20 protein-coding genes and 2 pseudogenes are annotated in these 18,195 nt (G+C 53.8%); 12 read left to right on the top strand and 10 right to left on the bottom strand.

Features of this window, described 5'->3' with window-relative positions; translation table 11 throughout:
* The first annotated feature begins 200 nt into the window (after nt 1–200).
* The 8 genes and pseudogenes from E1958_RS03640 (at nt 201) to E1958_RS03605 (ending at nt 9,530) form a co-directional block, all read left to right on the top strand.
* Nucleotides 201–749: a hypothetical protein gene (locus tag E1958_RS03640; protein ID WP_133510664.1), complete on the top strand. Its 549-nt coding sequence runs from the start codon at nt 201–203 to the stop codon at nt 747–749.
* A gap of 272 nt (nt 750–1,021) precedes the next feature.
* Nucleotides 1,022–1,936, top strand: a complete 915-nt coding sequence (locus E1958_RS03635; protein WP_207787739.1) for an ROK family protein — start codon at nt 1,022–1,024, stop codon at nt 1,934–1,936.
* Nucleotides 1,937–1,993: 57 nt separating this feature from the next.
* Nucleotides 1,994–2,476: a ribonuclease E activity regulator RraA gene (gene rraA / locus E1958_RS03630; RefSeq protein WP_133510663.1), complete on the top strand. Its 483-nt coding sequence runs from the start codon at nt 1,994–1,996 to the stop codon at nt 2,474–2,476.
* Nucleotides 2,477–2,516: 40 nt separating this feature from the next.
* Nucleotides 2,517–3,683, top strand: coding sequence for a XamI family restriction endonuclease (locus E1958_RS03625; protein WP_133510662.1), 1,167 nt, complete (start codon nt 2,517–2,519; stop codon nt 3,681–3,683).
* 64 nt (nt 3,684–3,747) lie between these two features.
* Nucleotides 3,748–5,478, top strand: a complete 1,731-nt coding sequence (gene aceK, locus E1958_RS03620) for a bifunctional isocitrate dehydrogenase kinase/phosphatase (protein ID WP_133510661.1) — start codon at nt 3,748–3,750, stop codon at nt 5,476–5,478.
* A gap of 422 nt (nt 5,479–5,900) precedes the next feature.
* Nucleotides 5,901–6,749, top strand: a complete 849-nt coding sequence (locus E1958_RS03615; RefSeq protein WP_243448403.1) for a type II toxin-antitoxin system HipA family toxin — start codon at nt 5,901–5,903, stop codon at nt 6,747–6,749.
* A 516-nt stretch (nt 6,750–7,265) separates the two neighbouring features.
* Nucleotides 7,266–8,561, top strand: a pseudogene (locus E1958_RS03610) (glutamate synthase subunit beta); the annotation flags it as partial.
* 111 nt (nt 8,562–8,672) lie between these two features.
* On the top strand, nt 8,673–9,530 hold the full coding sequence (locus E1958_RS03605) for a hypothetical protein (RefSeq protein WP_133510658.1): 858 nt from the start codon (nt 8,673–8,675) through the stop codon (nt 9,528–9,530).
* Here E1958_RS03605 and E1958_RS03600 read toward each other — a convergent pair.
* From E1958_RS03600 to E1958_RS03590, 3 genes are read right to left on the bottom strand one after another with little or no spacing between them, the layout of a single operon-like run.
* A complete protein-coding gene (locus tag E1958_RS03600) occupies nt 9,527–10,426 on the bottom strand; it encodes a hypothetical protein (protein ID WP_165741856.1) in 900 nt (299 codons plus the stop codon). The two genes, E1958_RS03605 and E1958_RS03600, sit on opposite strands and share 4 nt — an antisense overlap.
* Before the next feature lie 31 nt (nt 10,427–10,457).
* Entirely contained in the window at nt 10,458–11,435 is a 978-nt protein-coding gene (locus tag E1958_RS03595; protein WP_133510656.1) for a tyrosine-type recombinase/integrase, read from the bottom strand.
* Nucleotides 11,410–11,760 carry a hypothetical protein gene (locus E1958_RS03590; protein WP_133510655.1) on the bottom strand — a complete coding sequence of 117 codons (351 nt, stop codon included), beginning with the start codon at nt 11,758–11,760 and terminating at the stop codon, nt 11,410–11,412. Before E1958_RS03590 ends, E1958_RS03595 begins: the two co-directional genes overlap by 26 nt.
* 540 nt (nt 11,761–12,300) lie before the next feature.
* On the opposite strand from E1958_RS03590, the pseudogene E1958_RS03585 reads away from it, so the two are divergent.
* Nucleotides 12,301–12,516, top strand: a pseudogene (locus E1958_RS03585) (transposase); the annotation flags it as partial.
* A gap of 26 nt (nt 12,517–12,542) precedes the next feature.
* Here E1958_RS03585 and E1958_RS03580 read toward each other — a convergent pair.
* From E1958_RS03580 to E1958_RS03560, 6 genes are all read right to left on the bottom strand, one after another.
* Nucleotides 12,543–12,824, bottom strand: coding sequence for a PIN domain-containing protein (locus tag E1958_RS03580; RefSeq protein ID WP_133510654.1), 282 nt, complete (start codon nt 12,822–12,824; stop codon nt 12,543–12,545).
* A gap of 122 nt (nt 12,825–12,946) precedes the next feature.
* Nucleotides 12,947–13,210 carry an AbrB/MazE/SpoVT family DNA-binding domain-containing protein gene (locus tag E1958_RS21855; RefSeq protein WP_369334487.1) on the bottom strand — a complete coding sequence of 88 codons (264 nt, stop codon included), beginning with the start codon at nt 13,208–13,210 and terminating at the stop codon, nt 12,947–12,949.
* A 525-nt stretch (nt 13,211–13,735) separates the two neighbouring features.
* Nucleotides 13,736–14,056, bottom strand: a complete 321-nt coding sequence (locus E1958_RS03575; protein ID WP_133510653.1) for a helix-turn-helix domain-containing protein — start codon at nt 14,054–14,056, stop codon at nt 13,736–13,738.
* Nucleotides 14,037–14,474: a type II toxin-antitoxin system RelE/ParE family toxin gene (locus tag E1958_RS03570; RefSeq protein WP_243448402.1), complete on the bottom strand. Its 438-nt coding sequence runs from the start codon at nt 14,472–14,474 to the stop codon at nt 14,037–14,039. Before E1958_RS03570 ends, E1958_RS03575 begins: the two co-directional genes overlap by 20 nt.
* A gap of 99 nt (nt 14,475–14,573) precedes the next feature.
* Nucleotides 14,574–14,990: a putative toxin-antitoxin system toxin component, PIN family gene (locus E1958_RS03565; RefSeq protein ID WP_133510652.1), complete on the bottom strand. Its 417-nt coding sequence runs from the start codon at nt 14,988–14,990 to the stop codon at nt 14,574–14,576.
* Nucleotides 14,977–15,255 carry a type II toxin-antitoxin system Phd/YefM family antitoxin gene (locus E1958_RS03560; protein ID WP_089728851.1) on the bottom strand — a complete coding sequence of 93 codons (279 nt, stop codon included), beginning with the start codon at nt 15,253–15,255 and terminating at the stop codon, nt 14,977–14,979. The genes E1958_RS03565 and E1958_RS03560 overlap by 14 nt, the downstream gene beginning before the upstream one ends.
* Nucleotides 15,256–15,643: 388 nt before the next feature.
* Between E1958_RS03560 and E1958_RS03555 the strand changes: the two genes are divergently transcribed.
* The 3 genes from E1958_RS03555 (at nt 15,644) to E1958_RS03545 (ending at nt 16,595) form a co-directional block, all read left to right on the top strand.
* A complete protein-coding gene (locus E1958_RS03555) occupies nt 15,644–15,952 on the top strand; it encodes a type II toxin-antitoxin system HigB family toxin (protein WP_133510651.1) in 309 nt (102 codons plus the stop codon).
* Complete coding sequence (locus E1958_RS03550; protein WP_133510650.1) at nt 15,942–16,301, top strand: helix-turn-helix domain-containing protein; 360 nt, start codon at nt 15,942–15,944, stop codon at nt 16,299–16,301. The genes E1958_RS03555 and E1958_RS03550 overlap by 11 nt, the downstream gene beginning before the upstream one ends.
* A 156-nt stretch (nt 16,302–16,457) precedes the next feature.
* Nucleotides 16,458–16,595, top strand: coding sequence for a hypothetical protein (locus E1958_RS03545; protein WP_207787737.1), 138 nt, complete (start codon nt 16,458–16,460; stop codon nt 16,593–16,595).
* Nucleotides 16,596–17,006: 411 nt separating this feature from the next.
* Here the strand turns inward: E1958_RS03545 and E1958_RS03540 are convergent, their stop codons facing one another.
* Nucleotides 17,007–17,864 (bottom strand): HEPN domain-containing protein, encoded by an 858-nt coding sequence (locus E1958_RS03540; protein WP_133510649.1) that lies wholly within the window; start codon nt 17,862–17,864, stop codon nt 17,007–17,009.
* Between the last annotated feature and the right edge of the window lie 331 nt (nt 17,865–18,195).

Below are 18,195 nucleotides of genomic sequence, written 5' to 3'. Positions count from 1 at the left end.
GATGCAGCCGACTGAGGTGTGGTGCTTGGGCACCACATTCAAAGTGTCCATGTGGGGCAAGGATGCCCCGCCATTTTCCAGGCATCCAAGTGCTTGGAAAAATCGAGCGAAGTGGAAATCAGGTTATCACTTCACGCCTTCAAAAATTGCCGGGAAGGTGATTTTTCAAGGTCCCCTAAAACAAAGGTAAGGAGAACGAGATGAAACAGATCATTGCGGTCATCAGCGGCATATTCCTCATAGCCTCACTAAGTTATGCCAGCACGCCGGAGGAACTATCGAAATCCTACTTCGATTTTATGAAGGAAGATCAGTGGGATAAGCTTGTGGAACTCTATGACCCCTCGGCTTTGCGCGATATGAGGGAGATGTTGTCGTTTTTTTCTGAGGTGCCGGACGAAATGGCGCCGCAGATGTTGGCCCAGTTCTTTGGACCAGGGATGACCAAAGCGACGCTTAAGACCATGTCTGATACAGACTTTTTCTCATCCTTTTTCAAGGGGGTCATGGCTCAGGCAGAACAACTCGGTCAGCTCGAATTCAAACAGGTCGATATCTTGGGTACCGTCCCTGAAGGAGAAAATCTGCGTCATGTGCTCGCTCGAACCCATGCCAAGTTGGGAGACATGACGATGGAGACAATGGAAGTTGTTTCCTTTAAGAAGACGGAAGGGGGGTGGAAAATGCTGATGCAGGGAAAGATTAAGGGAATGGCTCAGCAGCTTAAAAAAATGTTTAGTCGGGGTTAGAAGCTGTCTGGTTAAAACGGAGCCTAGCGTCGTGTTGCGTTAGGCCACGCAACCTACACTTAAGGCGAGGTCCGCGCGTGCAGGCCGCGCGGGGGATCATGTGGGTGTAGGTTGCGTTAAGACGCCGGCACCGGGCCTGGCCGTGGACCAACGAGCCGTTGGGCGTCGAACGCAACATGTCAAGTCCCCCAAACAGCGCCAAACAATTCAGGATTGCTTTTAACCAGACAGCCTCTTAGAGATGAGCCGAACAATAGGACAAGCCGGGCAATATGAGCGAAATCCGCATCGGAATTGATCTGGGCGGCACCAAGACCGAAGTCATCGCGCTGGACGCCGATCAGGGGGTGCGGGCGCGCCACCGGATGCAAACCCCGCGCAACGATTATGCCGGGACCCTGCGCACCATCGGTGAACTGGTCGCCAAGGTGGAATCGGAGACCGGCGCCCGCGGCACCGTGGGCGTCGGTATCCCAGGCTCCTTGTCTCCCTTTACCGGCCGCATGCGCAATGCCAACTCGGTATGGCTAAACGGGAAACACCTGGATGTGGATCTGGCCGAAATGCTGGGACGCCCGGTACGGTTGGCCAACGACGCCGACTGCTTCGCCCTCTCCGAGGCGGTAGACGGCGCCGGCAGTGGGGTAGGCACGGTGTTCGGCGTGATCATCGGCACCGGTACCGGCGGCGGCATCGTGGTGAACGGCCGCCTGCTCACCGGACCCAACCGCATCGCCGGCGAATGGGGACATAATCCCCTGCCCTGGCCGCGGGACGACGAGCTGCCGGGACCACCCTGTCACTGCGGCAAACGAGGTTGCATCGAGACCTTCCTGTCAGGGCCGGGACTCGCCGGTGATTTGCTGCGGACCACGGGACGCCACCTGACGCCCCCACAGATCGTCGCCGCGGCCCATGACCCGGAAGCCGAGGCCGCCTTGCGGCGCTATGAGGACCGTATGGCCCGAGCACTCGCCAGCGTCGTTAACCTTCTCGACCCGGACGTGATCGTACTCGGCGGCGGACTCTCGAACCTCGATCGGCTCTACCGCGAGGTACCCAAGCTCATTGGCCGGTACCTGTTCTCGGACGGAACCCATATCGACTTACGGCCCCCCGTCCACGGGGACTCCAGCGGCGTCCGCGGTGCGGCATGGCTGTGGGTGTCAAGACCCGCCAGGTTATAGACTCGTTTTTGAACGGATTTAGCTTGGAACAGATGATGCCTCCTGACAGACAGCCCCATGACCTTCAAAACCGCCGATCTCTTTGACGACTCTGGTGACCGAGTTCGGGTCTGCGACCCTATCTTCCGGGATTTCGGCGGTCACGCCCGCTTTTGCGGTCCCATCGCCACCGTCAAGTGCTTTGAGGACAACTCCCTGGTCAAGGCCGTTCTGGGCGAACCGGGGGAGGGGAGGGTGCTGGTGGTGGATGCCGGCGGTTCCCTACGCTGCGCGATGCTCGGCGATCTGATCGCGGCCAGCGCCGTCGAGCACGGCTGGCGCGGGGTGCTGTTGTTCGGCTGTGTGCGGGATACGGTCGAACTCGCCGGTATGGCGCTGGGAGTGAAGGCACTGGCCGCCAATCCGCGCAAGAGCGAGAAGCGGGGGGAAGGGCAGCGGGACATCCCGGTGAGCTTCGCCGGGGTCTGCTTCCGGCCGGGCGATCATATCTATTGCGACGAGGACGGCATCTTGGTCTCCGTGGAGGCGCTCGAGGTTTAGGAGTGCGGCGTCGAATAGCAGAGAAATACTTGCGCAAGCAATGGCAATCAATGCAGACAAACCCCAACTCTGGATTGAACTCGCGGATCGTGATCTTTTCTCCTGGCTCGAAACGGGTAAGGATCCATCCGAGAGTCAAATTGCTCGAGCAGCCAGCGTCGTTGCAGACCGTCTTTGCGGTGCTACTGCGGATCCCATTATCCGAAACGCTCAGGAACGTCGCCAACTGGAATCGATCCAGAAGTGGCTTGAGCTTCAAAAATACCGGTACCTTTCGCCAACTAGTATTGATGATGCACGGCATCTTTCTCCAGGCTTCTTCACGTTCCGTCTCAATGTTGCAGTGGGAAGTAGTGGTAAACAGAAGGTGAATGTTCCGGTTATAAAACAGAAGGAAATCGATGATTGCAGGACGCAGGAGGAACGCAATCGGCTTGGGCAATTTTCGACACCTTTTGATCTTGCACGGGATATTGTAAAGCATTCGTTACACTTTCACGGTAATCGTGATATTTGCTTTCTCGAACCTGCATTAGGGACAGGAGTTTTCTTCGGTGCAATAGAAGCTGGTGCCGACAAGGAACGAATAAAACAAGCATCAGGAATCGAGCTTGATGCTGAGTATTCATCTATTGCCAGTGAGCTATGGCCGGACGCTCCGTTTAGGGTCATCAACCAAAATTTCCTTGATTTCACAAAACTACCGGAGAATCGTGGTACATTCAGCCTACTATGCACAAATCCCCCCTATGTAAGACACCACCATATCCCGTCAGCCGTTAAATCGGTTCTACAGGGTCGCGTCCGATCCGAGCTAGGTCTCAATCCCAGCGGATTAAGCGGTCTGTACGTCTACTTTATCCTTCTTTCCCATCATCTACTTGCACCAAATGCGGTTGCATCCTGGTTGATCCCCAGCGAGTTTCTCTCCGTGAACTACGGACGTGTCCTCCGAGAGTATCTTCTCCGCAGGGTGACCCTGACTCATATTCACCAGTTCGATCCGGCAGATGTGCAATTTAACGATGCTATGGAAGAACTTCTCGATTGCCTGAATAACCTCAAAAAGCAAGTCTTAATTAACGGAGGAAGAACCTATGGTGGGGGATTGCACAAGCTGGAACCGAGTGAACTTGCAAGTCTACCGATGCCGAGGCTTCCGGAGTGGCTCCAGACCCCAAAGCAGGCAGAACTGATCTTTTCGTGAATGCAGCCCCCAAGACGCTCCAACGACTCCAATTTCGGGCGCTTCACGACTAACGGGTAACCCAATGGCATGGGTCCTGGCAAAGCAGATCGCTAGGGCGATCCATTCCGGGTTCAATCGCCACTACCGGTGGTATCGGATGACGACCGCGGGGGCAAGGCGGTGGTTCGAGGATGCGGATTGGGAGGAAGTGCAGCGCGCCGCCCGCGAGCGCATCGGTTACTACGACCGGCATGTGGGCGAGACCATCGCCGGTTTGCGCTCCGAGTTTGGCATCCAAGACCTCGACGCACGCCTGTGGCGGCGGGTCAAGGTGGAATACCTGCGCCTGCTGCCCGAACACCGCCAGCCGGAGCTGGCGGAGACCTATTACAATTCGGTCTTCTGTCACCTATTCCACCGCACCTATTACAATAACGAATTCATCTTCGTATGGCCGGTGATATCCACCGAGCACCTGGAGTCGGAGACCCCCAGCTTTCGCTGTTACTATCCGACCCGGGACGGCTTCGCTCAGGTCGTCTGCGAGATTCTGTCCGGCTTCGGATTTCGGTTGCCCTTCCGCGACGTTTGGGCCGATGTGCGCAATCTCACCCGCGCCATCCGGACCCGCTTCCCGAGTGGAAGGGACAGGCGTGAGAACTTCCAGCTTGCGGTCCTCAGGCAGGTCTTTTATCGCAACAAGGGCGCCTACATCATCGGTAAGGCCATCAACGGGGCCGATCAGATTCCTTTCGTCATTCCGATCTTGAACGACGAGGAGGGTGGTCTCTATGTGGACACCCTGCTTATGGGCAGCGATGAGATCGGGGATATCTTCAGCTTTTCGCGTGCCTACTTCATGGTAGATACTCAGGTGCCGGCTGCGGTGGTGGAGTTCCTGCGGCCCTTGATGCCTCACACGAGCAAGGCGCAGCTCTATACGGCCATCGGCCTACATAAGTTCGGCAAGGCCGAGTTTTATCGCTCATTCCTCAAGCATCTGCGCTACTCCAATGACGAGCTAATGGTAGCGCCGGGCATCCGCGGTCTGGTGATGTGCGTCTTCACCCTGGCGTCCTTTCCTTATGTGTTCAAGGTGATCAAAGATCGCTTCCCATCGCCCAAGGCGACGACCCGGGAGACGGTCATGCGCAAGTACCAGCTGGTCAAGCTGCACGATCGTGTGGGACGGATGGCGGACTCTTGGGAGTACTCCGATGTGGCCTTCCCGCGGGAGCGTTTCTCCGATGCCTTGCTGACCCAGCTCCGGGAGGAGGCGGCGAACAGCCTGGTGATCGAGGGCGATCAGGTCATTATCAAACACCTGTATATCGAACGGCGCATGCGTCCCCTCAATCTCTATCTGGAGACGGCGGACGCGGGGCAGCTAAGGCATGCGATCCGGGAATACGGCGATGCCATCAAACAACTGGCCGCCGCAAACATCTTCCCGGGTGACTTGCTGTTCAAGAATTTCGGCGTTACCCGCCAGGGTCGCGTAGTCTTTTACGACTATGACGAGATCTGTTATCTGACCGAGTGCAACTTCCGAGAAATCCCGGAGGCGCCGTTTCCGGAGATGGAACTGGCGGATGAGCCCTGGTATACGCCAGCGCCGGGGGATGTCTTCCCGGAGGAGTTTGCGACCTTTCTGCTCCCGGATCCCCGCATCCGTGCGTGTTTCCTGGAATACCACCGAGAGCTGCTGGATGCCGCCTGGTGGCGCCGGCGCCAGGAGGTCATCCGAAACGGGTATCTGGAGGATGTGTTTGCGTATCCGGTGGAGCGGCGTTTTCGGCACACACGGCCCTGACGCGAGCAACAAAACCTTTTTAATCCACAGATTTCGCAGATTTTCGCAGATAAAAAAACGAAAAAATCTGTGAGAATCCTGGTGGACAAGCCTTAGTATATGGTTGACGTAGGGTCCGCTGTGCGGACCTTCTAAATGTCAACACTACGATCCCTCTCGAAGTAACACCATGCCATAGGGCGGGACAGAAACTTTCTGTTGAATGCACCCGCCATCACCCGTCGCGTCCCTCCACTCCTTGTCTTCGTTGCTCCGGAAGATTAGCTGGGCGTTGATGTAGCGAGGGCCCCGCCAGCCCGCGTAGGGCGGGAAAGCGCAGCGCATCCCGCCGATACTCGGACGGCGGGATACGGTCGTCCCTGACCTGTCCCGCCCTACGCGGGCTCGTACAGTCCGCCGAGCGCGTAGAAAAAGGCTTGCCCTTGAGCCCCGAGCTCGATCAAGCCTTGCTGCATGGGACCTCGATCGGCGGAGCACGGCCCAAGGCGCAGATCCAAACGGGTAGCAAAAAATACATCGCCAAGTTTGCGTCGGCGACCGATCTCTACAGCCTGGTCAAGGCAGAATTCATTGCCATGCGAATTGGCGCTCTGGCGGGGCTCGAGGTGGCGCCCGTCTCCCTTGCCCGCGCGATGCACAAAGAAGTGCTGCTGATCGAGCGTTTCGACCGCGCGCCATCCGGTGGTGGGTGGCAACGCAAGGCGATGGTGTCGGCACTCACGATGCTCGCCCTCGATGAGATGATGGCGCGCTATGCGAGCTACGAAGACTTGGCGGAGCTCGCCCGTCACCGCTTCAAAGATGCTCGAGCAACGCTACGCGAGCTCTTCTCCCGGCTGGCATTCAACATCCTGTGCGGCAATACGGACGATCATGCCCGCAACCATTCGGCCTTCTGGGACGGGCAGACGCTCGCGCTGACACCGGCCTACGATATCTGTCCGCAACCGCGCACCGGCAACGAGGCCTCACAGGCGATGCTGATCACCGGTGGAGATCGCATGAGCCGGATCGCTTCATGCCTCAATGCCGCGGCTCATTTTCTGCTGTCCCGCGAAGAGGCAATCGCGATCCTCGAAGGTCTGCTGGACAAGATTATCGCGAGCTGGGACAGCGTTTGTGACCAAGCCGAGCTCGCTCCGACAGACCGCACCCTGCTGTGGGGTCGCCAGTTCCTGAATCCTTACGCCTTCGAGGGTCTCGGCGACGATGCCGCCTACCTGAAAGCCATGGCCGACGATGCGCGCATTCGAGAGGCTCGCGTCAGGTGACAGGCATATCGTGACCCACCGTGATGGTTGGCGGGACCTGAAGGCCGGGAACATCCATTCCATCTTCATAACGACCTGCTGGCGAGGGCCAAAGCGGCTGCGGTCCAGGAGCACGAGACGCTTAGAGGCTGTCTAAAAACCAACTAACCTGTAGGGTGGGCTGTGCCCACCAAATACTACGCCTGACCGGTGGGCACAGCCCACCCTCCGGGTACGGTTCCATAAAAATCAATGACTTAGTTTTTAGACAGCTTCTTAGTATTCGCCCGGTGTCGATCTGCGCAACTGCGGAAGGGAGTGGCCCCTCCTGCGCAACAAGTCGCTGACACTCGGCCTACGCGGCAACCGCGTGACCAATGCTTGGATTGCTTCCACGGTCGAAACGCTCGGCGAGCATTTGGTAACCTTCGACTACGACTTTGAGCGGCTTCTGCCAGCGCGGGATTTTACGCCACTTCCCTTGACAAACTGAGACTGACGCGGCGGGATGCGCTGCGCTTTCCCGCCCTACGGTCCTGTCACCAAGGCTGTCCGGTAGACAACCTGATTCCGGACTGGAACGACCTGGTATACCGAGGCGATTGGCAGGCGGCCATCGAGGTGCTGCACGCCACCAACAACTTCCCGGAGTTCACCGGGCGCATCTGCCCCGCCCCCTGCGAGGCCGCCTGCACCCTGAACCTGCACGACGCCCCGGTCACCATCAAGACCATCGAATGCGCCATCATCGACAAGGCCTGGGAGCAAGGCTGGATCCAACCCCAGATCGCCCGCCACAAGACCCGCAAGCGAGTTGCCGTGGTCGGCTCCGGACCCGCCGGCCTGGCAGCGGCACAACAGCTCGCCCGCGCTGGCCACTCCGTCAAGCTCTTCGAGCGCCAGGACCGCATCGGCGGACTGCTGCGCTACGGCATCCCGGATTTCAAGCTCGATAAGCGACTCATCGACCGGCGCATGGCCCAGATGCGGGCCGAGGGCGTGGAGTTTCACACGAATGTGCACGTCGGCATCGACATCCCGGCCTGCAGGCTGGTCGAGGACTATGACGCCGTCGTGCTCGCCGGTGGCTCCGAACAACCTCGGGATCTGCCGGTGCCGGGCCGTGAGCTCCGGGGCGTGTATTTCGCCATGGATTTTCTGCGTTCCAACAGCAAGCGTGTCCAAGGCGTCCATGTGCCGGATGCCGAATTCATCAGCGCCGAAGGCAAGCAAGTCGTCGTCATCGGCGGCGGCGACACCGGCTCGGACTGCATCGGCACCGCCAACCGCCACGGCGCCAAATCCGTCGCCCAGCTCGAAATCCTGCCCCAGCCCCCGGAGCAAGAAGACAAAGGACTCACCTGGCCCGACTGGCCTAACAAGCTGCGCACCTCCAGCTCCCAGGAAGAAGGCTGCGAGCCCCGCTTGTGGTCGGTGAAAACAACTCGGTTCATGGATGACGGAAATGGCAGAGTCAAATCGGTCGAGTACGTCGAAGTAGAGTGGAAAAAAGATGCCGCTGGACGTTGGGTAGACACCCCGATCCCAGGTACCGAATCCTCCCTGGAAGCCGATCTGGTCACCCTCGCCATGGGTTTTTTACACCCGATCCATGCCGGGATGCTCGAAGAGTTGGGCGTGGAGCACGACGGACACGGCAATGTCAAAAGCCACACCGAAGGCCCCGATGCCTACCACACCTCAATCCCCGGCGTCTTCGCCGCCGGCGATATGCGCCGCGGCCAATCCCTGGTAGTATGGGCCATCCGCGAAGGCCGCCAGTGTGCCCGTGCCGTGGACGAGTGGTTGATGGGGAGGTCGGATTTGCCTTAACCGTTCTGTGGAGGCCACAGGTGATCAATCACCTGTAGCCACCTGACTAATTTCTTTTCATCACAATAAAGTGATAACTAGGAATTATTCATTATAAATTGGGGGCACTCGATGCAAAGAGATACCTTGGAAAAGATTCTTAGTTACGGATCGGCTAGTGTATTAGTATTGATAGCGATATTTAGCCAATTCTCGGAATTTTTATTTCCGGGGAAAGAACTAGCTTTTCTCATTATCTTTGCCGGCTTTGTATCTTTTTTCTCTGTGCATATATTTTTTGAAGTAAAGAAAATAAGAAGTGATTTTAATAAATGCGCTTTGCCAGATAAAGATTTCAACTGCCCCTATAGCAAGGGAGGAATAAAATTAATAACGGATATGAGAGAGAGCCGGAATATTTTTGATGATTTTACGGGGATTTATCATGCATATAATGCACCACTTAGATTTGAGACATCAGATCTAGATCATCAAAGCGACGTTCATGCAAGACGTTATAGATCCGATCATTTTGAGAGAGCATATTATTACTATCCAGTTCTGTCAGAGTTAGGTGAGGAAGAAAGAGAAATATGGGTTCAGAATATATATGCATTGTATACGACGCTCGCCAAGAAAATAACAGAAAAAGAAGGAAAAAAAATAACTTTCTACGTGCCACGAAAAAATGCTAATGCTAATGCAAATGTGCAACAATCACAACTTGTTACATATTTCATGGGAGAAAAAGAAGGGTTGGAACAATGTGTAACCTATATTCATAATCCAGCATTCTCGACAGACAGTAATCCACATTTCATGATCGTATTCTATAATGACTGGGTGTTAAGATATATACGAAACCATATTGAAACAAGCAGAAAAAACTTGCTTCCGATAATAGGTATTAATGAGTTTTTAGGTTATCTTGAAAGCAATTATCCAGAAGCATGTAACCTTGCTAAGCTAAGCATAGATTTTGATGCTTAGATAACATTACTTACCATATCATATATATCATTAATAGGTACAAAAGGCATTTTTAGTTTAGTGACTGCGGATATGTTATATCCAACTGTTTCTAAAGCACTTGCCGGGCACTTTTTTAACAGTATTCTCTCAAATTTATCTACATGATGAAGTACTGAACTTGATTCCTTCATAAATTCAGAAGTTTCTTCACTATACGGGCCTATAGTCAGATATTCTTCTTTAACTCTTCCGTCTCTTATTTCAATTATCACATTCCCTCCAGAGAATATTTCGTCAATACCGTTCTCGTTGTGCAAAATAATACTGTTTCTTCTTAGGTGTCTGACTATATCCACGAAAATACTCAGATACCTAACATCAGAAACCCCGTTTACTTGCCCTAAAGATCCTGTTAAGTTGGAAATAGGAAATATTACCTTGAATATGTCAAGAAATTCATTTTCAAATAAATCTCTTCTAGCAGCCCGTAAGGGATTGCTGTATGGTATACCTAATTCTTCTAACCCAATGTATCTAAATTCTGATATTCTTAGGTAATCTTCGATCAAGTTGTTACCTGATAACTTCAACGCATCAAAGAACTCCCTACTGCCCCATGAAGACGTTACATGGCTTGTGCCAACTTTTACTATTGGCAAAAAATGCCTAGCCGCAATTATGGACGACATTGTTGATATATTTATCGTTTTTTTCCAGTCTCCACCAGTCCCAAAGTTATTAACGTGCTCGGTACCAAACCTTTGTGCATATTTTCTCTCGATCGATAAAATTGCCTCAGCTAATTCATTTATGGATAGCTTATTAGGTTGAAGTTCTTCTAGAATAGAAAAGATTATATCTGCATTAACGCTTTCTTTTAATATTCCCAATAAATTAGCAACACAGATTCTCACAATAACAACCTCTTGAATTGAAGGATAATTCCTAGTTATCGTTTCTCTCCAATAGCTGAACCCTGAATTTAGTACTGCTTATCGCGGATTTCAGCGAAGAATCCGTCACATGCGTGTAGATCTGTGTCGTAGTGATACTTTGGTGGCCGAGCAACCTCTGGACATAGCGGATATCGATTCCAGCTTCGAGGAGGTGTGTGGCCGTAGAATGCCTCAGCATGTGGGGAGTCACTCGGCGCGTAAGATTCGCACGTTCTCCCGCCTTGATCACAAGGTGGCGCAAGAATTGTGGTGACGCGGGTGTGCCACGGGAGTTTATAAGCAAGCTTGTGGTCGTTGGGGACAGGGTATCGCGGGCCTCGACATAGCCCAGAATCAGCTCTCGTAAGTCGGTATCTGGGATAACGACATGCCTTTCTCTGTTACCCTTGCCACGGATCAAGATCATCCGACGATCAAAATCGACGTCCGAAACTTTCACTGCGCTCAACTCGCTGACCCGAACCCCGGTTGCAAAAAGCAGCTCGAGCGTTACCAAGGTCGTCAATTCTAGAAACCCCGTATGGTCTCGAACCGTGCGGGCAATCCTTTGCGACTTGTATGGATTGCGTGTCGGCAGACCGAGCTTGGTCAAGGGTTGGCGTAGTAGGCGCCGGATCTCGTTGCTGGTAAGTGCCCGTGGCAAATGTACCGGCTGTTTGATATCGATTGCCAGTCGGTGGAACGGGGTGACATCGATGACCTCTTCGGTTTCCAACCAACGAAACATGGCGCGGACGCTGGCGATGTGACGTTTGATGCTGGCCTCCTTCAAATTGCATTTGTCATTCAGGCACTTGAGATAGGCGCGTATGTCTTCCCGCTTGCATTGCGTGACGTCACTTCGGGGGGTTTTAAAACATTGGAATTGTTTGAGGTCGATTGCATAAGCGCGTAGCGTATGCTCCGACAGGTTCTTGTCGAATCGGCAGTGGGAAAGAAAATCATCGCAGGCTTGATCGAGGTGCATGACGGGTTCTCCCTAAGTTCAGCGGTATATTCGGCCTGAGGAAAAAAGCGGTCTCCACCCCAATCGTCATCAGGATCAGCTCCATAGGGATGCCATAACGCATGGAGAACGCAAAGATCGCATCCCCGTACAGATCCAGAGCGGTCAAGACGGAAAGGGGCTCACCGCGGCTGCGCTCCGGTCCACCTGCACGTGTGTAGATGCCGGTATCATCATGCTTCCACTCGATGCCACCGAACTTGGAGTGAAATCCGGATGCCCCCATCCGGGGCGCTTCGGCCCAATCGAATGGACGGGCCAACAGCCGGTCGATTATCTCTTGCATGTATGTATCCTCATTCTTCCAAAATCGTAACTATTCAGGTACAAGATATTGTTCACTGGTTGCGAAAAACCACAAAATGTTGTGTTTTCATCGCCCAGAAAACACAGAAAACAATAAAAGGACACCCATCTTGTTTATAACGGACGACTGGTGCAAAGCGCCTCATCGAGCTGACAGCCGACCGGCCATCCTTTCGCACGATTCGCTTCAAGCCCGAAGGAATCGGCCCGATCGTCGACGGCAGGTCCCGCAAGGACGAAATGGACAGCCGACGACTCTACCCGGACTCCCCCGCCGGTCTTACCTTCGCAACAACGACCGGGAGAACCGGAAAATCATGAAACCACCGGAGTGATATTCTCGCCGGTTTCAGAATCAAACAAATGGACATCGCCTCGTTCGACGGAAAGGTCAATTGTTTCCCCTTCCTGTGCTCGAATATCTGCTCCCAGGCGCGCCACAACACGCAAGTGAGAGGAGACGGGGTCAGGTCTTGATCCGTGATCGAGTAGATTCACGCCATGGGATAGGCGGAACGCTATTTTCTTGGAAGACGGCGATCGGGAGCTGTGGCTGGATGTCTTGGGACAGGTCTGCAAACGCTTCAACTGGGTTGTTCACGCCTACTGTCAGATGGGGAACCATTATCATCTTCTTGCCGAAACCCCCGACAGCTACCTTTCCGCAGGGATGCGCCAGTTAAACGGCGTGTATACCCAACGCTTCAACCGAATCCATCATTGGGTGGGGCACCTCTCCCCGCCTTTCCCCTTCCCTCATGCTCACTTCAGGAGCTCTACCGCTGGGGAACACCCAAGCACCTTGGCGCGCTTTGCCAGTCTCCGACCGAAAGTGACAAAGGCGGCCGCGCGGTTGCTGCAGACCAGGTGTAAGGCATCGGCGAGGTCCATACCGGCATCGAAGAGATCCAATGCGGTGGCGACCGCCTCGCGATCCTCGATGGTGATATGCTCAATACCAAGAAGCGCGGACAACACCTGCGTGATATCCGCCCGCACCAACCCGTAGAAGCCGCGCATCACCCACTCAAATTCCAGCAGCACGGTTACCGTGACTATGGAGGGCTCGGAAAGGGCGGCGACCGCCGCGGGGCGCTACCCCGTGGCCTGCACATCGTCAGGATCGTCGATGAAGAAGCGCGCGAGGACGTTGGTGTCGAGGGACTTCATGGCGCAGAGTCATGCTCACGCACCAGCAGCGAGGCGGGATCGAAGTCCTCTAGCCGACACGGCGCCCCGCGCGAGGGTGCCTTGATCATGCCGGCAAGGTTCGCGATGTCCGTCGGGGGATGTGCGCGAAGAACGCGTAGCCGCAGTCCATCGGGCGCCTCTGAAAGTTCTAGTCGCGCACCTGCACCTAGTCCGAGCCGCCGACGCAGGTCCGCCGGAAGCGGAACTTGCCTTTCATCGGAGAGGACGACCGTGGTCATGGGGCATTCTCCAACCATCAGAGATTAAGATACCGCAATCTTCGAAACCTTTGCCGGCGGGGACTACAACATGCGGAAGATCGACGATCATGGGGGAGGGAAACCGGGGACGTACCACGGTTTTTGCGTTGCTGAGCTGTTGGCGTGTCGCAGTGGAACGATGGGGCCACATCACGGTATTTCTCGTGCGTGCGGCCAGCTGATGATCCAGGTCTGCCATCAAAATGCCCACGGTGGACGATCACAAAGGAAGTTGACGAACTCGGAGTGTTGTTTCGGTGACGGTGACGAATATACCGCTCGTCCAATCGATATTGCTCAGGCTCAGGACGGAGGCAAGTCGCTGATTCACCCGCTCCGAGGTCTTGTTACCAAGCCGAAAGGGGATCGGGGTCTTGCATTCCATAGATACACTGACCTCGCTCTGCCACCACCCAGATTCCATGATTTCACGGCAGAGAACAAGCCTTGCTGCGTCGTCCGTATCTTGTAAGCACCACATTGCGAGAACTTGCCCCTGTCCACTCACAACACCGCTTCCAACCCCTTACGATCAATGAGCGTGAGAAGTTTCACGGAAGGCCCGCTCGGCTTCTTCTCACCTATTTCCCACTTTTGAACGGTGGACACACTCGTATTCAAGATAGCGGCAAAAACCGCTTGGCTGACATGCGCCGTTTCGCGAAGCGCTCTGATCTTTTCTGGCGGCATCTCCTCGACATCGAGATGGCACAATGCATCGAACTCGTGCATGCGGCGTTTGTCGATCAGGCCGGCTGCGTGCAATCCGCGAGCGGTTTCATGCATTTCTGACAGGATTCGGCTGTTACTCTTGGTTGTGGTCATGACAAATCTTCTCTATCTCACCGGAGGAAAGCGCAACGACGATTTGTCGATCATCGAGCCCGAGCAGGTCCGTTGCCACTTCCCGGAATAGACGCAATTCACGCTCATCGATGTTGACCCGCTCGTTCTTCGCAAATCCGTAGAGAAAGAACCAGCGGCTTCCCAGGTTTGTGGCGACGATTGTCCGGGCGCCGCCGCGCCTTCCTTGCCCCGGAAGCGCGATGCGCTTTTTCAGCACGCCGCCACCGAGGTCCGCATCGATCAGACCATCCTCCATCTCGGAAATGGCCTTGCAGAGCGTTGCATCAGACAAGTCCACCCTGCGCATCCAACGAGTGAAGGTACGGGTCCTGAACACTCTCCTCATGAAAAAAAGTTTATCACTTGGTGAAATACTGCGCAGTAGTCTTTCGCCCATCTGTGGCACTCGCCGACTCGAAAATCAATGGTAATCCGGGGGGATTCCAACATGACTTCTCCGTGCATAGGTTATCTCGGCTCGACTCGATTCTTCTCGTCACCGAATACCCACCAAGAACGCCGACGGAGGCAGGATCGGTATCTCCCTCCAGGGGTGCATATCGGTGAGGTGCGGGTCGCTGGCGACGATGAGCTCAGCGCCGGCTGCCTCTGCGAGTGCGAGAAATTTGTTGTCTTTCGGGTCGGTACAGTCGGTCACGGTCCGGTCGACGGCGACCATGGTCACCCTTTGCCGAAATTCGGCGACGAATTCCCGCCGCAAGCCGGTCCCGACATAAGGGTCGAACTTTGGGCGCATCAGGACGGTTTCCAGTTCGGCCAACGTCTCGTCACTGGCGCAAATCTCGAATTGCAGCAGGGCCTTTTCCAGCGCCAATGCAGGAACAGACTCGGGCCGGATGGCGGCACTCACCAACACGCCCGTGTCGATGACGATCCGCCTAACGAAGCTCATGCACCAAGCGGTTCACGCCCGAATCCGTGAGAGTGGGGGATTCGCTGTCATCCGTTTGCTCGGTCACCTTCCGGCGGTAGCGAGAATACCAGCGTGTCGCCTCGTCACGCCGTCTACGCAATTCAACCAACTCCTGCATGTCATGGCTGGAAACGACATAGGCCACGGTCCGTCTACGTCGAGTGACCTCGACGGGTTCACGCTGGGATCGGTCGATCAGTTCGCCGAAACGATTTTGCGCTTCGACAGAGGTTACGGTAATCATGGGATTCTCCATGGAATGACTGACACAGCTAGTTTAGCTATTTCGCAACCTTTGACAACCATCAGGACTTACCGTGCATGTCGAGGGACTTCATGGCGCAGAGTCATGCCCACGCGCCAGCAGCGAGGCGGAATCGAAGTCCTCCAGCCGACACGGCGCCCCGCGCGAGGGTGCCTTGATCATGCCGGTACCGCAATCTTCGAAACCTTTGCCAGCGGGGGCTACAACATGCGGAAGATCGGCGATCATGGGGGAGTGCACTACTCGATGATCAGTAGAATGATCAGTCTGATCGCGAAGGCACAGGTCAAGACCTGACCCCTTTCCCCCCTTGCTGGATGGGCGCTTCTTGGCTACACTTCTCCCATAATGGGAGATACACTGAAACATGCGGATTATCGCCAAGAGCACGTTGAAGAAATTCTGCGACCAGCCTGCATACAGGGATGCTCAAGGCCCATTGCAAAGCTGGCATGAGGAAGCGGCAAGAGCCAAATGGGCATCACCCCAGCAGATCAAGGCGCAGTACCGCAACGCCAGCATCTGTGCCAACAATCGTGTCGTGTTCAATATCGGCGGCAACAAGTACCGCTTGGTAGTAGAGGTGCAGTATCGGGCCGGCATCGTGTGGGTGAAATTCGTAGGAAGCCATGCGCAGTACGACAAGATCGACGTGGAGACCGTGAATGAATATTAGGCCTATCCGTTGCAACGAGGATCTGCAAGCGGCTTTTCGCCGTCTCGAGGCGATTTTTCAGGCCGAAGAGGGAACGCCGGAGGCGGATGAAATGGAGATCCTGGTTACCCTGATCGAAGCCTATGAGAATAAGCATTATCCGATCGGTCCGGCGAACCCCGTCGACGCCATCAGATTCAGAATGGAACAACAGGGGCTGACCCCACGCGATCTCGAGGCCTATATCGGCCCCAGCGGTCGGGTGTCGGAGGTGTTGAATCGCAAGCGCCCCTTGAGCCTGCGTATGGTGAAGCGCCTGCACGACGGATTGCGTATCCCTTATGAGAGTCTGATGGCGGGGGTATCATGAGAGCTGCACACACAGCCCGCGTAGGGCGGGAAAGCGCAGCGCATCCCGCCTTCGGCCTTCAGGCAACCTCTAACCGCAAGGATGTACTGTGCCAACCATTAACGCCTTCTATTATCATCTTCTTGCCGAAACCCCCGGCAGAACCTTTCCGCAGGGATGCGAGATACCGCAATCTTCGAGGCCTTTGCCGGCGGGGGCTACAACATGCGGGAGATCGGCGATCATGTGGGAGTGCACTACTCAAGGATCAGTAAAATTATCAGTCTGATCGAGAAGGCACAGGTCAAGACCTGACACTTATGCAAATACTCATTTAAACACTCGGAGGCCTCTTCGAATTTTGCAATACTGAATACTACTCTTTCCCTCAATTGCCCTTTTAGCCTAGTATTTTTTACTAACTTTTCTGCGAGAATTTCCGACTTAGTGACGCTTTTTGTACAAAAAGACATCTTCAACCGTCCTGGTCTTTTTATCCATTCTCCATCTTTTCCTATCACAAAGTGATAGTCATCCACTTGAATCATTGACTGATCTCTATTTCACATAACGTTTGGGCTCAGGCGCCCAATGCCGCGTGGCACTGAGCTTGAAAGTTGCTGAGGAGCCGGACCGCGGCATTGGGTCGCCTGCAGCCGAATGTTAGGCGAATGATCTGTGAAAAACGACTCGTCAATTAAGCCTAGCCCCTTTACTGTTTGATTTCTACTCGTAGCTTGCTATTTTCTCCCTACATAATTTTTCTGTTAAACTCTGTAACTCTTGTACTCGCTCCGCAAGCCAGTTAAGCTCTTCTTTTGTGATTGTATAATTTGGTTTATACCGGGCATCCACATAGGCTTTCCGAAGCAACTTAAACCTTTCTTTTTCTTCTTCAGTAGCACGCGGAAATATGGTTAAGAACCTTGGCTCTATGCTTGATACTCTTTGACTTAATTTCTCTAAATCATGAGTACTTGGTTTATAGCGAGTAAATACTAATAGAATAGTTCCATAAAAACATTCCGTTGCTTGATGCAAAATGAATGCTGCTTTATTATGAAAGTTCTGTTCGAGCATTATTTGGTATGTAGCATAAAACTCTTTAGCACTATTGAACCAATACTCAAAATCCTCTTCAGCTAATTTTTTTCGTTCTTTGGGTGATATTTCAATTGGCTCCGCCAATTGAAACTTACCTGAATCATACAGAAGTACTCCTTCCCGCAGGATGTCAATATAAAAATACTGACTTTTCCTTAAACGACGATTTAAAAACTGGATATCTTCGGCAATCAGGCTGATTGGGGTTCGGTGGATAGTTTTGGCTAAGCGTTGAGCAAGCTGATTGTTTTGCTCGATTTTGCTGGCTTGGCGAGGTGTTTCGGTAACAACCAGAAGGTCGAAGTCGCTTTGATAGCGATAGAGAAGCGTTTCTGGGTCAAGGTCTTCAACCCAGTCACCACGGACATAACTCCCAAACAATATAAGCATATCGAGATCGATTTCTTCTCGAATGATCTCGATAGCTTTTTGTAATTCTTGCTGTTTTTGTTCAGGAAGGTGTTCAAGTGAGGTTTTCATTACTCTTATGATAATCCCTTCGTCTCTCCAATGCGTGGTTGAAGTACAAGTTAGCCACCGTGCGTAGAACGCCTAACGACATGGCTAAGGCGGTGCGTACTGCGCCTTAGCTGATGCGTGAAATCAACCCCTGAGCTCGACGGCGCAGTATGCACTCGCCTTGAGCCTTATGTTAGGATCTGATTAACAATCCTGGGTCAGACATTGATATAGATAACCCGGGCGGCTCCGGGCCGATATAAAGAAGATATCCGCCGGAAACGAAAAAAACGCCAAGTGAAAGCAGCATAAAAAAGGTCATATATGATGCGAACGAACTTTCGCTTTTTTC

The organism is Candidatus Thiosymbion oneisti, assembly GCF_004359955.1.
GTDB lineage: Bacteria > Pseudomonadota > Gammaproteobacteria > Chromatiales > Chromatiaceae > Thiosymbion > Thiosymbion oneisti.
The sequence above is the reverse complement of the archived record's forward strand: the minus strand, read 5'-3'. Positions and strand labels throughout refer to the sequence as shown.

Excerpts from the sequence above, each read along its gene's own strand:
- E1958_RS03640 (WP_133510664.1), top strand. The coding sequence starts at position 201 with ATGAAACAGATCATTGCGGTCATCAGCGGCATATTCCTCATAGCCTCA.
- E1958_RS03635 (WP_207787739.1), top strand. The coding sequence starts at position 1,022 with ATGAGCGAAATCCGCATCGGAATTGATCTGGGCGGCACCAAGACCGAA.
- rraA (WP_133510663.1), top strand. The coding sequence starts at position 1,994 with ATGACCTTCAAAACCGCCGATCTCTTTGACGACTCTGGTGACCGAGTT.
- E1958_RS03625 (WP_133510662.1), top strand. The coding sequence starts at position 2,517 with ATGGCAATCAATGCAGACAAACCCCAACTCTGGATTGAACTCGCGGAT.
- aceK (WP_133510661.1), top strand. The coding sequence starts at position 3,748 with ATGGCATGGGTCCTGGCAAAGCAGATCGCTAGGGCGATCCATTCCGGG.
- E1958_RS03605 (WP_133510658.1), top strand. The coding sequence starts at position 8,673 with ATGCAAAGAGATACCTTGGAAAAGATTCTTAGTTACGGATCGGCTAGT.
- E1958_RS03595 (WP_133510656.1), bottom strand. The coding sequence starts at position 11,435 with ATGCACCTCGATCAAGCCTGCGATGATTTTCTTTCCCACTGCCGATTC.
- E1958_RS03590 (WP_133510655.1), bottom strand. The coding sequence starts at position 11,760 with ATGCAAGAGATAATCGACCGGCTGTTGGCCCGTCCATTCGATTGGGCC.
- E1958_RS21855 (WP_369334487.1), bottom strand. The coding sequence starts at position 13,210 with ATGACCACGGTCGTCCTCTCCGATGAAAGGCAAGTTCCGCTTCCGGCG.
- E1958_RS03575 (WP_133510653.1), bottom strand. The coding sequence starts at position 14,056 with ATGACCACAACCAAGAGTAACAGCCGAATCCTGTCAGAAATGCATGAA.
- E1958_RS03570 (WP_243448402.1), bottom strand. The coding sequence starts at position 14,474 with ATGGGCGAAAGACTACTGCGCAGTATTTCACCAAGTGATAAACTTTTT.
- E1958_RS03565 (WP_133510652.1), bottom strand. The coding sequence starts at position 14,990 with ATGAGCTTCGTTAGGCGGATCGTCATCGACACGGGCGTGTTGGTGAGT.
- E1958_RS03560 (WP_089728851.1), bottom strand. The coding sequence starts at position 15,255 with ATGATTACCGTAACCTCTGTCGAAGCGCAAAATCGTTTCGGCGAACTG.
- E1958_RS03555 (WP_133510651.1), top strand. The coding sequence starts at position 15,644 with ATGCGGATTATCGCCAAGAGCACGTTGAAGAAATTCTGCGACCAGCCT.
- E1958_RS03550 (WP_133510650.1), top strand. The coding sequence starts at position 15,942 with ATGAATATTAGGCCTATCCGTTGCAACGAGGATCTGCAAGCGGCTTTT.
- E1958_RS03545 (WP_207787737.1), top strand. The coding sequence starts at position 16,458 with ATGCGAGATACCGCAATCTTCGAGGCCTTTGCCGGCGGGGGCTACAAC.
- E1958_RS03540 (WP_133510649.1), bottom strand. The coding sequence starts at position 17,864 with ATGAAAACCTCACTTGAACACCTTCCTGAACAAAAACAGCAAGAATTA.